A 13,652-nucleotide genomic window follows, 5' to 3' on the forward strand; every position below is an offset into this window, starting at 1 on the left:
CATGCTCAGACGCGCCGCGCGACGGAAACGGTAAAGATGCCCCACTGGTCGATGCGCTGGTCGAGTTTTTCGAAGCCGGCGGCCGTCACCAACTGGTCCATCTCGCCTTGCGTGCGCCGCCGCATCACCCAGGCCCGGCCGCCGCGATGCGAAGTGAGGCTGCGCGCGATCATTTCGAGCTGCGGATGCCAGGGCTGATTGGTGTAGACAAGCAGGCTGCCGGGCTGCATCGCCTTGGCCAGCCCGTCCAGCGAGCGGGCGATCATGGCGTTGTCGGAAAACAACTCGTAGAGTCCGGAGACGATGGCGAGGTCCGGTGCTGGCTTCAGCCCGGCAAGCATTTTGGGGTCGAAGGCGTCGGCCTGATGAAACGAGACGCTGGTCGGCAGGTGCCGCTCGGCGATCAGCTTGCAGCCGCGCGAAACGTTGAGGTCGGAGAAATCCTGTAGCCGCACGCTGGCCGGCGGCACAGCGCATTTGGCGACGGCGTCGAGCACGTAGCGGCCGTGGCCGGCGGCGATATCGACGATATGGACCGGGCGGCCCGCGGCCTGCAGCGTCTCGGTGGCGCTGCCGATCAGCTCTTCCAGATTGAGCTTGCGCTGCCGGATGCCGCGCCAGCCGATGGCGTCGAGAAAGGTGCGGTCGATCATGCGGCCGAGCGGGCTGCTGCCCCGCGCCTCGTTCTCGTAGACATAGTCGAGCGTCGAACCGGAATCGAAGCCGGTGGCAATGCCTGTCTGCAGGCCTGATGACAGCCAGGCGCCCATGCGGATCGAGGCACGGCTCATTGCCCAATAGAGGCCCTTGGGCGACAGCAGCGGCAGCGGCGAGGCGAGCCGGTCGGCTTCGTCGCGCGTGTAGCCGGCGCGGTCGGCCGTGGCCAGGTCGACCGACTTCGCTGGCGTCGCGAACTGTCTTTCGAGGAACGGCTTGATCAGGTCGAGCGCTTGGCTGCGGTCGCGTTCGCCCAGCGTGTCGTGGAAGAAGCCGGGCAGCACATGCCGTTCCTTCGCCGGGCTGGCAAGATTGACGAAGAATTCGTGCTGCGGCGCGTGCCGCACCACCCAGTCGCTGCCCGAGATCAGCAATTGCGTCGGCACAGTGATGGCGCGGGCATCCGAGACGACGCGCGCAGCATGGTCGTAGAGCTCGACCAGGATGTTGGAAGCGATCGGCCGCGTGATCAGCTGATCGGCCTCGAAGGAGGCAATGCGCTCGGCATCATGCGTCAGGAACTTGGCCTTGACGTAGGAATTGACGAAGAAGCGCCCCTTGATCTTTTGCCACAGCGCGATGCCTTGCTTGGCGAAAGGCACGTAGAGCTTGACCGAAAAGGCCGGCGAGGCCAGCACCAAAGCGCGAATCTGCGGCGCATAATCATGCACCCAGGCGGCGGCGAGCACGGCGCCGAAGGATTGCGCGATCAGCGCGATGTCACGCTGGCCAAAACCGTCGCTGCCGATCTCACGCACGAAACAATCGATGTCGCGCACCAACGCGGCAAAGGACGGCGCGTAGCCGCGCTCGCCGGCCGAGCGGCCATTGCCGCGCGCGTCCCAGGCGTAGAAGGCATGGTCGGGCATGTCGAGTTCGTCGACCAGATGCGCCATGCGGCCGCCATGCTCGTGGCCGCGGTGAAACAGCAGAACCGCGCCCTTGGCGGGTTGCCCGACAGCCGGCCAGTAGCGGTAGAAGATCTCGGTGCCGTCATGGCTCCCGAAGACGCGCTCCTGCGCGACCCGCTTGAGGCTTGCCAAAGCCGCGGCGGCGGCAATCGTCTGTTCGTGAAGCATGTTTTCCCCCTGGCGGACGCGACCGGAATTTCAATCGTCGCTCCCGTTAAGGCCGCTGCGTATCCGGTTGATGGCGGTCACCAGCGAGAGTGTAGCCATTGCCGGAAACACAAACGGCGCGATCGCCGCGATCCACAGGCCACAGGCGATGAGGAAGGCGATGATGCCGAGCGCCAGCGCTCGGTCGCTCTTGCCGAACGGCCCGGCATAGTTGCGCCCCGTTCCCGCCGCTATGCCGAGCACGCCGGTGAACTCCACGACGATCGCCGCGATGGCGAAAGCGACGACGCCCCAGGCTGGGAAGATGACGGCAAAGGCCAGGATCAGCGCGAGGTCCGAAACGACGTCGCAGAGCTCGTTGAGGTACATGCCAAGCTTCGAGGCCTGACCATGCTCACGCGCCAGCATGCCGTCGATGGCGTTCAACGCCATGCGCGCGAACAGCACAACCGGCATCAGCAGGAAGACCGCGCGATGGCCGGCAAGGGCCGCGACCAGAATGCCGGTGGCGACCGACAGGGCGGCGGCCAGCAGCGTGATCTGGTTGGCGGTGACGCCGGCCACGGCCAGCCGGTCGGCGATCGGCCGCAGCTTGGCCTGGAAGGCCGGTTTCAGCGCATAGAGCGTCGGCATGTGCGGAACCCCCCGGCCACAACATAGTGCCAACGACGATGATCAATTGGCGCCCAAGACGCAAGGGCTGCGAGCGGTTGTACATGGTTACGATTGGTAGCGCCGGACAGATCATTTGAGAGCTAAGCCCTAAGGTTCCGGCGCGGCAACCACTTCGAGGCCGAGCTCGTCTGCGGCCGCTATCATGCCGGATCGAAACAGCGTCCGCCGCTTGGTCGCAGCGGATGGCTCATTTCTCGAATATAACTTTACAAATATCCTAAAATATGTGAAGTTATGTCAATCGAAGGGTCATCCATGATAACCAATCGTTTCGCCACGCGCCTGAATTCCTTTGCCTCGCGGCCACAGGCCGAATGGCCGGATCTTGTCGGCAAGCCGTCCATGCTGCAGATGGCGGCGCGTGCGGCGAAGGTTGCGGGGCTGACCGACCTCGACTTGAATTTTCCCGACCATGTCGGCGAAAAACCTGCAGAAGTGGCGCGAAAGCTCGGCGATCTCGGGCTTTCGATCAATGGTTTCGCCATGCGTTATTATTCCAACCCGGCCTTCAAGCTCGGTGCCTTCACCAATCCTGATCCCGCGGTTCGCCGCGAAGCCATCGACCTGACCAAGGCCGGCATTGACGCAGCGCGCGAAGCGGGCGCCAGTCTGATGACGCTGTGGCTAGGGCAGGATGGCTTCGATTATGCTTTCCAGGCCGATTACACGACGCTGTGGCAACACGAAATCGATGGAATCCGTGAAGTTGCGGCGCATGATCCCGATTGCCAGATCAGCCTCGAATACAAGCCCAACGAGCCGCGCTCCTACAGCCTGATGCCCGACGCGGCGACGACATTGCTGGCGATCCGCGAGATCGGCCTGCCCAATCTCGGCGTGACGCTCGATTTCGCTCATGTGCTCTATGCTGACGAGCAGCCGGCCTTTGCCGCAGCACTCGTGGCGCGCCATAGCAAGCTGCTCGGGGTGCATCTCAACGATGGCTACGCCAAGCGCGACGACGGCCTGATGGTCGGCGCGGTGCACACGCTGCAGACGATCGAGCTGCTCAGGCAGATCCGCCGCGACGGCTATGCCGGCGCCATCTACTTCGACACGTTCCCCGACATGACCGGGCTCGATCCGGTCCACGAATGCGAAGTCAACATCACCACCGTCAAGCGCATGCTGCGCGTCGTCGATCGGCTGGAAAAGGACAACCGCCTGTCCACCGCCGTCGACCGTCAGGACGCGGTCGCGTCGCAGGCCATCATCCAGGAAGCCATGCTCGGACCGGACAGCTGAGGCTCCGGCGGCATAGACCGTTTTTCAACAAGGGAGGAAAGACCATGAAATTTCTGCTTGCCACCGCCACCGCTGCACTGGTGGCGCTGTCCATCGGCTCGGCTTTTTCCGCGGACCTCGCGCCGCTCAATTCCGACACCGAGAAGGATCGCATCGACTGGTCGCAGCTCGAGGCCAAGTTCGGTGCGTTCCCCAAGCTGCCCGACGGCACCAAGGCCGGCGCCGTCTCCAAGACGCTGACCAACGAATACTGGCGCTCGCTGGGTGAGGGCTACAAGTCGTTCGGCGACCGCGTCGCTGTTCCGGTCGTCTACCAGGCGGCGCAGAGCGAGGGCGACCAGCTCGGCCAGCTCACCATCGCCGAAGGCCTGGTCACACAGGGCTACAACGTGCTGCTCGTCTCGCCGCAGACCGACTCCAATCTGCAGCCGATCATGGAACAGGCCAAGGCCGCCAACGTGCCAGTGGTCAACGTCAATGACGCGGTCATCCCGCAGGCCGAGCACTATGTCGGCAATGTCCAGCGCGACAATGGCGTGCGCGTCGCCAAATGGTTCATCAAGAACCGGCCGGACGGCGGCAAGGTCGCCATCGTGGAAGGCCAGGCCGGCGTCTATGCGGCCGTCCAGCGCACCGACGGCTTCAAAACCACGATCACCGAGGCCGGCAAGTTCCAGGTCGTTGCCAGCGTCCCCGGCAACTGGGATCGCCAGACCTCCTACGACGCGGCCACCAACATCCTGCAGCAGCATCCCGACCTGATCGGCTTCTATGCCAACAATGACGGTATGGCACTGGGCATCGTCGAGGCGGTCAAGGCCGCCAGCCTGCAAGACAAGGTCGCCGTCTTCGGCACCGACGGCATCTCCGACGCCTACGCCTCGATCCGCGCCGGCGAGCTGACCGGCACCGTCGACAGCTTCCCGGTTCTGACTGGCGAGGTGGCGCTGGAATCGGCGCTGCGACTGGTGGCCGGGCAAAAGCTGCCGCGCGTCGTCGCCACGCCGCAAGCGCTGATCACCAAGGACAATGCCGACCGTTACTCCGGCGCCGGCGACGCCGTGCGCAAGGCGCTGCTCGAGGACGCGGCAGCGGGCAACTAAGGGCACAAGGGCAGGTGCCGGCAAGAGCATCTCGCTCACGGCTGGCACCCTTGCCCGGAGAATAGAACCCATGTCACCCCGGCTGCAATTCGAGGGCATTTCCAAGACGTTTCCGGCCGTGCGGGCGCTGAGCGGTGTGTCCTTTTCGGTCGGCGGCGGCGAAATCCATGGCCTGCTCGGTGAAAACGGCGCCGGCAAGTCGACGCTGCTGCGCATCTTGTCGGGTGTCTACAGGCCGACGGCGGGAAGCGTGCTGATCGACGGCAAGCCGGTGACGCTGAACAATCCGGTCGCCGCACGCGCCGCGGGCGTCGCCATGATCCATCAGGAATTGCAGCAGGTGCCGCACCTCAGCGTCGCCCAGAACATGTTCCTCGGCCATCCGCTGACGCGCGGCGGCATCTTCGTCGCACGGCGCGAGCAGGAACGCCGCGCTGCGGAAGCCCTTGCGGCCATCGACCCAACGATCGATCCGGCAGCGCCGCTCGGCAGCCTGAAGGTCGCGCAGCGGCAGATCGTCGAGATCGCCCGGGCGCTGCTCGATCGTGCGCGCATCGTGGCGATGGACGAGCCGACATCGAGCCTGACGCCGAAAGAATTCGAGCGCCTGGCCGAAGTCATTGCCGGCCTGGCCCGCGACGGTGTCGCGGTCGTCTATGTCTCGCACAAATTGGACGAGGTGTTCGGCATCTGCCAGCGCGCCACCATCATGCGCGACGGCGTCGTGGTCGGGTCCGTCGATCTTGCGCAGGTGTCGGAAAAGGCCGTCGTTTCAATGATGGTCGGCCGCGAGCTTGCCCAGGAACAGCACCGGTCGCACACCTCCAGCGAGGTCAGGCTGCGCGTTCGTGGCCTCGCCTCGCCGACCAAGGTCCATGACGTCTCGTTCGACCTGCATCGCGGCGAGGTGCTGGGCATTGCCGGCCTGGTCGGCTCGGGCCGCACCGAACTGCTGCGGCTGCTGGCCGGCGCCGACCGCGCCTCATCAGGCGCGGTCGAGATCGACGGCAAGGCCGTAAAACTTTCCAGTCCGCGCGATGCCATCGCCGCCGGTATCGGCCTGGTGCCGGAGGAGCGCAAACGCGAAGGCATCGTGCCGCTGCGCTCGATCTCCAGCAATATGGCGCTGGCATCGATGGGCGTGTTCGCGCCGCGCGGCGTCATCGATCACACCAGGCTGAAACGGGTCGCGGCCGAGAAGATGAAGCGGGTCAATCTCAGGCCGTTCCTGCTCGACCGGCCGATCCGGCTGTTCAGTGGCGGTAACCAGCAGAAGGCGATCATCGGCCGCTGGCTGGCGGCGGGAACGCGCATCCTTTTGTTCGACGAGCCGACGCGCGGCATCGATGTCGGTGCCAAGGCGGAGATCTACCACTTGATCGAGGAGCTCGCCGCCGAAGGCCATTCGGTAATCGTCGTGTCGTCCGAGCTTCCCGAGGTGATCCGGCTCGCCGACCGCGTGCTGGTCATGCGCGAGGGCACGGTCGCTGCCGAACTGGACCGCGCAAGCCTTAGCGAACAGGCGATCGCGGCGCACGCCATACCCCAATCGGAGATTCAGGCCGGCACGGCGCAAGGCCATTGGGCCGGTGCATAACGGACAGGACCAGCGGATGACTGATATAACCGAACACACAGCAGCGCGCCCACGGGCGGATTTCCTGCACCGGTTTTCCGTGCGCGACGCCGGCACGCTGATCGGCCTGGTGGTGATCGTCGCCGTCTTCGGTGCGCTGGTCCCGGGCTTCTTTGCCGAGCGCAACCTGATCAACATCCTGCAGCAATCGAGCATCAACGCCTGCCTGGCGCTGGGCATGACGCTGGTGATCATCTCGGGCGGCATCGATCTGTCCGTCGGGCCGACGGCAGCCCTTTCGGCCGTCATCTCTGCCTCGATGCTGGTCGCCGGCGTGCCGTTTCCGCTGGCCATCGCCGCCGGTTTCGCCATCGGCCTCGTCTGCGGCCTGCTCAACGGCGTGCTGGTCGCTTATGTCGGGCTGCAGCCTTTCATCGTCACGCTGGGAACGCTGAGCACCTACCGGGCGCTGGCGCTGATCTATACCGGCGGCAATCCGGTGCTCGGCCTGCCTGCCGGCTTCCGCGCCATCTTCAACGGCTCGCTGTTCGGGCTGCCATTGGCGGTCATCATCGTGGCCGTGGTCGCGCTGATCGCCTGGATCATCCTCAAGAAGACGCCGTTCGGCGAATATCTGCTCGCCGTCGGCGGCAATGAGGAGGCCGCCTACATAGCCGGCGTGCCGATCGCCCGCACCAAGATCGCCGCGTATATGATCTCGGGCCTGCTTGCCGCCCTTGCTGCGCAGATCCTGATCGGCCGGCTGGGTGCTGCCGAGCCCATTCTTGGCAACCTCTGGGAGCTCGATGCGATTGCCGCGGCGGCCATCGGCGGCGCCTCGCTGATGGGCGGCAAGGGCAGCGTGGTCGGCACCATCCTGGGCGCCGTCATCCTCGGCACCATGCGCAACGGCCTGACATTGATGAATGTCCAGTCCTTCTATCAGCTGCTGGCAACTGGCCTTATAATCCTCGCCGCGATGCTTATCGATCGCGTGACGAGGGGACGTGGATGACCTTGACCAGCCTGGATCTGAAAGCAGTAGGACCGCGGATCCGCATGATGATGCCGCATCTGACGCCGCTCGAGGCCAAGGTGGTGGAAACCGTCTTCGGGAGGCGCGGCTTCGACGAGACCATTCCGCTCAAGCAGATCGCCGAAGAAGCCGGCGTGTCGGAGGCGATGGTCGTCAAGATCGCCAAGAAGCTGGGCTTTTCCGGCTATCGCGACTTCCGCACCGCCGTCTACGAATACAGTCGTCTGCCGACCGCCGAAATGCACCAGGAGCTGTCGGTCGACGACAGCTCGGCCGAGATCGTCCAAAAAGTGTTCCGCACCTCCATCCAGGCACTGGAGGAGACGCTGGCCATCCTCGACATGGACGATTTCGACCGCGCCGCCGATCTTCTCTATCGCGCCAAGAACCGGGATTTCTACGGCGTCGGCGGCTCGGCGCAGATCGCGCGCGACGTCTCGCATAAATTCCTGCGCATCGGCATCCGCGCGTCCGTCTACGACGATTCGCACATGATGCTGATGTCGGCCTCGCTGCTCGGCGCCGACGACATCGCCGTCGGCTTCTCGCATTCCGGCAACACCAGCGCTGTCATCGATGCCATCCAGCTCGCCCGCAAGAGCGGCGCGCGGACGCTGGCGATCACCAACTACGACAACTCGCCGCTGGCTGATGTCGCCGACATCGTGCTGTGCTCGACCGCGCAAGGCTCGCCGCTAATGGGCGAGAACGCGGCGGCGCGCATCGCACAGCTCAACATTCTCGACGCGCTGTTCGTGGCGGTGGCCCAGCGCGATTACCAGGCGGCGGAGCGCAATCTCGGGCGTACCATGTCGGCGGTGACGTCGAAGCGGCGGGACAGGGGAACATGACGCCGCCGAGACCGCTGGTGACCGTGTTCGGCAGCCTGCATTACGACATCATGGTCGAAGCCCCTGACCGCCCGCGCAAGGGCGAAACCGTGACCGGCCATGCCTGGCGGCCGAAATGCGGCGGCAAGGGCGGCAACCAGGCAGTCTCAGTGGTGCGGGCCGGCGCGCGCGCAGCGATGATTGGCGCAGTTGGCGATGACGATTTCGGCCGCGCGCTTCTCGACAATCTCGGCCGCTGCCGCGTCGACAGCCGCTTCGTGCGGGTCGCGCCTGGCGCCGGCTCGGGCATGAGCGTGGCGATCTTCGACGACGGCGGCGACTATGGCGCGGTGATCGTCTCAGGCAGTAATCTCACCTTGGGGGAGAAGGACATCGCGGCCGCGACCGAAATGGTTGCGCAAACTGCGGTGCTGCTGCTGCAGAACGAGGTCCCGGAACCCGCCAACATCGCCGCAGCGCGGGCGGTGAAGGCGCATGGCGGCCGCGTCGTGCTCAATGCCGCACCCGCCCGGAAACTGTCGGACGAATTGGTCGCGTTGGTTGATGTCGTGATCGTCAACGCCATCGAGGCGGAATTTCTGGCCGGCGTTCCGGTCGTCGATGCGCTCGAGGGTGCTGCCGAGGCGGCACGCATGCTGATCGATTTCTGCCCGGCCGCGATCGTCACGGCCGGCGGGGAGGGCGTTGCCTATTGCGACCGTGACGGTCAGGCGTTCGCGCTGCCCGCCATCCCGGTGGAGGTCGTCAGCACCCATGGAGCCGGCGACGAGTTCGTTGGCGCGTTCGCGGCAGGCCTTGCCCGCGGGCATCAGGTCGAGGCCGCCATCGCCGCCGCCAATGCCGCCGCGGCCTTGCTGGTCGCTACGCCGGAACGGGAGCGCGAGGCGATCTGAAGCAAGGGCGCTGAGAAGGGGGCGCGCGCCTCCCGCCTGGCCCCGGTGACTTCGACATCGCCGGGGAACTCTTTTGCGGTGCCTTGTCGGGCACGCGGCAGATGCGTAACAGCCCATGGGGAGCCATTTAATTGGAGGACGCGGGGCAGGGGTTCGCGGCCTAGGATTGTTGACGCCCGGTTCTGTGACGACCGGCTCGGTCGCAGACATCGGTATTTTAGTGGAACCTAATTTAAATGACGCGGTTAAGCGTGCATGAGAGAGCATGAAATCCAGACTGTTACTGAATACCGGATAGCGGGCAATCAGCTGGCCGATGATCCGGTGATCGCTCTCGATATCGCGGAACGGATATTGCAGGCAGCCGAGAACGACAGGATTGGCTATGTCGTCGTCAGAGCGGGGCACCCCGAAGCCGACCTCATCGAGAAAAGAGAGCCGCAACAGATCAAGGCTACCACAGCCTTGTTCCGCGATTTTGAAGTGTTGCTGCTTGTTCTTTATGCGGCCTATGCCCTTGTCGTGCTGGGTGTCACCGCTTTCGTGATGCTGGAATTGGCTCCTGTTCTGTAGACTTGCTCCAGCAGCGTCATGCCAGGATTGCTCATGTGGGCTAGCGTTTCTGCATCGTATCGGATGCGAGCGGATGGCGAGGCTGTTCGCTCAGCTCCGACAAGCCGATAAAGTTCGACAATTGAAACGAAAGCCCGCCGCCCTGTCGGACGACGGGCTCCGTTGCCTGGGCGCCAGGAACGCCACGGTAGCGACCTCTGCTACTAATGCTCCCGCAGACTTCCAATGTGCGGCCAGCGTGTGGTCTGGCGCATCGGCCGAACAAATGAAAGCCCGCGCCTCTGGCGGAGAGCGCGGGCCGATCAGGTTGCAGCCCGATCTGCAGTGGGAGCCCGAAGGCTCCACTGCTCAAATACAACTATTAGAAATTGCTAATGTTCCGCATCGGCCGGATGAATGATGTAACCGCCCTCGCGAACGAGCACCCTGGCAGGAGATTCTTTTTGCCTGAAGCAGTCACGTTTGCTCCCTCCGCCGGCCTCAAGCAAACTTTATGAGACAAACGTTCGTATGGTGGGCAGGGGATGTGCGTTGGGGGAAAGCCGTGAGCAGAAAGCAACGCTCCGTTTTTTGGATCGCTATCTTTGCATCCGTCCTTGGCTTTGTGCTGTTGGTCCTGGTCCTGCAAATAGTGAGTTTGCTTGACTAGATCGCCATCACTGCCCGCATGATATTGCTTGATCGTCTGTCGGCGCGGGCCGGCTGCTTGGCGAGAATTTTTCGCCGGCGAGCGTAGGGGCAGGGTCCTTCCTGCGTATCGGTCAGCAGTCGCCGCCAAAACCCACGACGGCGCGACCAATGACAGCGAAAGGACCATCACAATGCAACGTTCAGCACTCATTGCGGCCCTGCTTATGGGGCTCGTGCCGCTTTCCGCAGCGCACGGCCAGGGAAACGACACGCCGGGAAAGCGCATCCTGCAACGGCTCGACACCAATGGCGACGGCGCGATTTCCAGGGATGAGATGCTTGCGGCGCGCGAGCGCATGTTCACGAAGCTCGATCGCAACGGCGACGGCGTCATCGGCGAGAAGGAGATCGAAGGCGCCCGCGACGCCATCATCGACCGCGCCGACGCTGCGCAAGCTAGGCTCGGCAACCGCTGGCGGCGCATGGACACGAATGGCGACGGCAAGGTCTCGGAGGTCGAGTTCCGCAACCGCATGCCGCTGTTCGACCTCGCCGACCGCAATGGCGACGGCACGCTGTCGGCGGACGAGATCGCTGCCGTTCGCAAGCTCTTCGCCGATCGCGCCGGCTGAACAATCCCGACACGTTCCTTGTTCAATTAAGCCACAGTCTTTTTCCAAGAGAATCAAGGAGTAAGAAATGCTTTCTTCAGCGAAGATTCACCTGTTGTGCCTTACCGCGATGGTTGTCGCGGCAGCTGCCGTGCCGGCCGCCGCCGAGGAATGGCAACGGCCGACGGCGCATGGCGGCGAGGTCAGCCGCAGCGTCAGCAGGGAGGGCGGCGTCTACACCGGCTCGACGACGCGCACCGGCCCCAATGGCGGCACCTACGCGTCGAGCTCCAAATGCGTGGCGGGCGTTGTTGACCGCTGCGCCAGAAGCTACTCTGGCACCGGGCCGGACGGGCAGTCCTTCTCCGGCAAGCGGGTGTCGGCGCGTGGGCCGTTCCGTGGCCGCTCGGCCGGCAGCTTCACCGGTCCGGACGGCAACACGGTGTTCGGGTTCCGGCGCTGGCGCCGTTGACGTTCAGGAGCCTCGCCAGTTGGTGCCCGCCGCCGTGCAGCATGAGGAGCCCCGTGAGGACGACAAGCTGTTGGCACGGGTGGCGGCGGGCAACCAGGGCGCGCTGTCTGAGCTCATCGCCCGCCATGGCCGCGGCTTGCAGGTGTTTGCGGCGCGCTATCTCGGCAATGCCGGCGAAGCCGAGGATGTGGTGCAGGAGGTGTTCGTGACCGTCTGGAAACAGGCCGCCCGGTTCGATCCCGCCAGGGGGCGTGCCTCGACCTGGCTGTACAGGATCACCGCCAATCGCTGCATCGACCAGCGCCGGCGCCGGGCGCTGCGGACTTTCATCGGGCTCGACGATGTCAGGGACGAGGTGGCCTCACCAGAGCCGGATGCCGAAGCAACGACCGCCGCGCGGCAGGAGCTTGCGATCGTCCGCGACGGCCTGTCGCGCCTGCCGGAGCGGCAGCGCATGGCCGTGCTGCTGCGCGCTGTCGGCGATCTCGACATTGCGGCCATCGCAGAGGTGATGGGCGGCAGCGCCGGCTCGGCCGAGCAATTGCTTGTCCGCGGGCGGCGGGCGCTAAGGGACCATTTGAGGGATCATCTGCGGGGCCACTTGGCAATGGCGGCCGACGGCCGCGAAAGGAAGTCCTCATGACACGGGACGAGTTCGAACGAAACAAGCATCGCTTCGGCGACGATTTCGACGTCTGGCCGGCTCCCTTCCGGCAGGAAGCACTGGCCTTTGTCGCGGGTGACACGGACCGATCGCCGCAAGACGATCCGGAGCTCGATCGCCTCGTGCTCGAAGCGGCGCTGATGGACAGCGACGAACAGGCGCTGGCGCGCAAGGTGTTGGCGCGTATCGATGCCGGCCAGGCGCGGTTATCGTTCCTGCCGGGGTTCCTCCTTGCACCGGCGGGGCTAGTGGCTTGCGCCGCCGCCTTTCTGGTGGCCGCGACGCTGGCGGGCTACCAGCTGGCGCGGCTGCAGGATGACTTGCAGGATTCGGAGCTTCTGGCGCTGGCTTCCGGCGCGCGGCTGTCTGACAATGGCCTGTCTGGCGATGGCGAGTCTGGCATAGCCGCCGATCCGGCAGCAGGGGAGGATTCGCTTTGACGAGGCGTTCCCTGGTATGGACGGCGACGCTGGTGCTGCTCGGCCTTTCGCTTGCCGGCAACTTCTTCCTGCTCGGCTATGCGGCCCATGGCATGCGGCAAGGAGCGGTGGCGGGTGGGCTGATCACGGAGATCGCTGGCGCCTACTCGCCCGAGGTGAGGAAGGAGTTCCGCAGCATCCGCCGCGCAAACCGTCCGCGCACCTCGGCGGCACTACATGAGCTGCGCATGGCGCGGGCCAATCTGGCGACGGCGCAGCAGGCTTCGCCCTTCGACGAAGCGGCGGTGAAGGACGCGATGGCGGCAGTGCGCACCGCCACGACAAATCTTCAGGCAACGATGCAGGACTACCTGTTGACCGCGCTGAAGAATGCCAAGGCAAAGCCTGCTGCAGGAAGTTGATGCGGTAGGGCTTGTTCTTCCAATGTATCCGCCCATCGGCGGACGGCTGGATTGCAAGCGCGGGAGTCGAGTGGCGTATGCACCGACTGAGCGCAGCCGGGCGCGTGCGCGTCCGGCTGCCGATGTTGTCAGTGCTTGCTCTTGCCGGGACTGACGGCACTGCCGCTGATGGCGATGCGCCTGGCCTTCGTCTGCGCGCGCTGGGTCTTGGGCAGCGTCACGCTGAGCACGCCGTTATGGAAGGCAGCATTCACCTTGTCCTCCTCGACCTCGTAGCCGAGCGGGATGCGGCGCTCGAAGCGGCCGTAGAACCGCTCGGAGAAGTGCCTGTCCTTGTCCTCGGTCTCGGAGCGCTTCTCGCCGCGCAGCGTCAGCACGCCGTCGTCGAGCAGCACCTCGATGTCCTTCTCGTCCATGCCGGGGATTTCGGCGGTCACGCGGACCTCCTTCTCGCCGTCGGAGATCTCAACGCTCGGCCAGTTGGCGCGCGCCGACGAAAATCCGCTGAACGAGGGCATGCGCGTTTCGAAACCGCGGAATGCGTCGTCGATCATGCGGTTCATCTCGCGATGCAACGCCATGAACGGATCCCGGTCATCGTCACGATAGAAGCTGGGAACCGGACTATTCTCCCGGCCCCAGGGAATGAGATCACGAATAGCCATTGGTGTTCTCCTTTCTCGACT

The 13,652-nt window shown here is 64.8% G+C and carries 15 protein-coding genes; 12 read left to right on the forward strand and 3 right to left on the reverse strand.

All coding sequences use genetic code 11. From position 1 onward, the window contains the following. Positions 1-5 precede the first annotated feature (5 nt). Both EJ075_RS21650 and EJ075_RS21655 read right to left on the reverse strand, forming a co-directional pair. The gene (locus EJ075_RS21650) at positions 6-1,796 is read right to left on the reverse strand and encodes a bifunctional alpha/beta hydrolase/class I SAM-dependent methyltransferase (protein WP_126105680.1); all 1,791 of its coding nucleotides are present in this window, start codon (positions 1,794-1,796) and stop codon (positions 6-8) included. A gap of 30 nt (positions 1,797-1,826) precedes the next feature. Further along, on the reverse strand, positions 1,827-2,429 hold the full coding sequence (locus tag EJ075_RS21655; protein WP_095482777.1) for a CDP-alcohol phosphatidyltransferase family protein: 603 nt from the start codon (positions 2,427-2,429) through the stop codon (positions 1,827-1,829). 297 nt (positions 2,430-2,726) lie between these two features. Here EJ075_RS21655 and EJ075_RS21660 point away from each other — a divergent pair, with 297 nt between their 5' ends. From EJ075_RS21660 to EJ075_RS21715, 12 genes are all read left to right on the forward strand, one after another. Continuing rightward, entirely contained in the window at positions 2,727-3,716 is a 990-nt protein-coding gene (locus EJ075_RS21660) for a sugar phosphate isomerase/epimerase family protein (RefSeq protein ID WP_126105681.1), read from the forward strand. A 44-nt stretch (positions 3,717-3,760) separates the two neighbouring features. Then, on the forward strand, positions 3,761-4,819 hold the full coding sequence (locus tag EJ075_RS21665; RefSeq protein ID WP_126105682.1) for a substrate-binding domain-containing protein: 1,059 nt from the start codon (positions 3,761-3,763) through the stop codon (positions 4,817-4,819). Positions 4,820-4,889: 70 nt separating this feature from the next. Next, complete coding sequence (locus EJ075_RS21670; RefSeq protein ID WP_126105683.1) at positions 4,890-6,416, forward strand: sugar ABC transporter ATP-binding protein; 1,527 nt, start codon at positions 4,890-4,892, stop codon at positions 6,414-6,416. 16 nt (positions 6,417-6,432) lie between these two features. After that, complete coding sequence (locus EJ075_RS21675; protein WP_164547160.1) at positions 6,433-7,410, forward strand: ABC transporter permease; 978 nt, start codon at positions 6,433-6,435, stop codon at positions 7,408-7,410. Continuing rightward, the gene (locus EJ075_RS21680) at positions 7,407-8,282 is read left to right on the forward strand and encodes a MurR/RpiR family transcriptional regulator (protein ID WP_126105684.1); all 876 of its coding nucleotides are present in this window, start codon (positions 7,407-7,409) and stop codon (positions 8,280-8,282) included. Before EJ075_RS21675 ends, EJ075_RS21680 begins: the two co-directional genes overlap by 4 nt. Further along, positions 8,279-9,175: a ribokinase gene (locus tag EJ075_RS21685; RefSeq protein ID WP_126105685.1), complete on the forward strand. Its 897-nt coding sequence runs from the start codon at positions 8,279-8,281 to the stop codon at positions 9,173-9,175. Before EJ075_RS21680 ends, EJ075_RS21685 begins: the two co-directional genes overlap by 4 nt. Before the next feature lie 255 nt (positions 9,176-9,430). After that, complete coding sequence (locus EJ075_RS21690) at positions 9,431-9,748, forward strand: hypothetical protein (protein ID WP_095482771.1); 318 nt, start codon at positions 9,431-9,433, stop codon at positions 9,746-9,748. A gap of 821 nt (positions 9,749-10,569) precedes the next feature. Beyond that, a complete protein-coding gene (locus tag EJ075_RS21695) occupies positions 10,570-11,010 on the forward strand; it encodes an EF-hand domain-containing protein (RefSeq protein WP_126105686.1) in 441 nt (146 codons plus the stop codon). Positions 11,011-11,077: 67 nt separating this feature from the next. Next, positions 11,078-11,461 (forward strand): hypothetical protein, encoded by a 384-nt coding sequence (locus EJ075_RS21700; protein ID WP_126105687.1) that lies wholly within the window; start codon positions 11,078-11,080, stop codon positions 11,459-11,461. 22 nt (positions 11,462-11,483) lie between these two features. After that, positions 11,484-12,104 (forward strand): sigma-70 family RNA polymerase sigma factor, encoded by a 621-nt coding sequence (locus EJ075_RS21705; protein WP_126107413.1) that lies wholly within the window; start codon positions 11,484-11,486, stop codon positions 12,102-12,104. After that, the gene (locus EJ075_RS21710) at positions 12,101-12,565 is read left to right on the forward strand and encodes a hypothetical protein (protein WP_126105688.1); all 465 of its coding nucleotides are present in this window, start codon (positions 12,101-12,103) and stop codon (positions 12,563-12,565) included. Before EJ075_RS21705 ends, EJ075_RS21710 begins: the two co-directional genes overlap by 4 nt. After that, positions 12,562-12,966, forward strand: coding sequence for a periplasmic heavy metal sensor (locus EJ075_RS21715; RefSeq protein ID WP_245457982.1), 405 nt, complete (start codon positions 12,562-12,564; stop codon positions 12,964-12,966). Before EJ075_RS21710 ends, EJ075_RS21715 begins: the two co-directional genes overlap by 4 nt. A 128-nt stretch (positions 12,967-13,094) precedes the next feature. Here EJ075_RS21715 and EJ075_RS21720 read toward each other — a convergent pair whose 3' ends face one another. Beyond that, a complete protein-coding gene (locus EJ075_RS21720) occupies positions 13,095-13,631 on the reverse strand; it encodes an Hsp20/alpha crystallin family protein (RefSeq protein WP_095482770.1) in 537 nt (178 codons plus the stop codon). Positions 13,632-13,652 lie beyond the last annotated feature (21 nt).

This window comes from Mesorhizobium sp. M6A.T.Cr.TU.016.01.1.1 (assembly GCF_003952585.1).
In the GTDB taxonomy this organism is placed as follows: Bacteria; Pseudomonadota; Alphaproteobacteria; order Rhizobiales; family Rhizobiaceae; genus Mesorhizobium; species Mesorhizobium mediterraneum.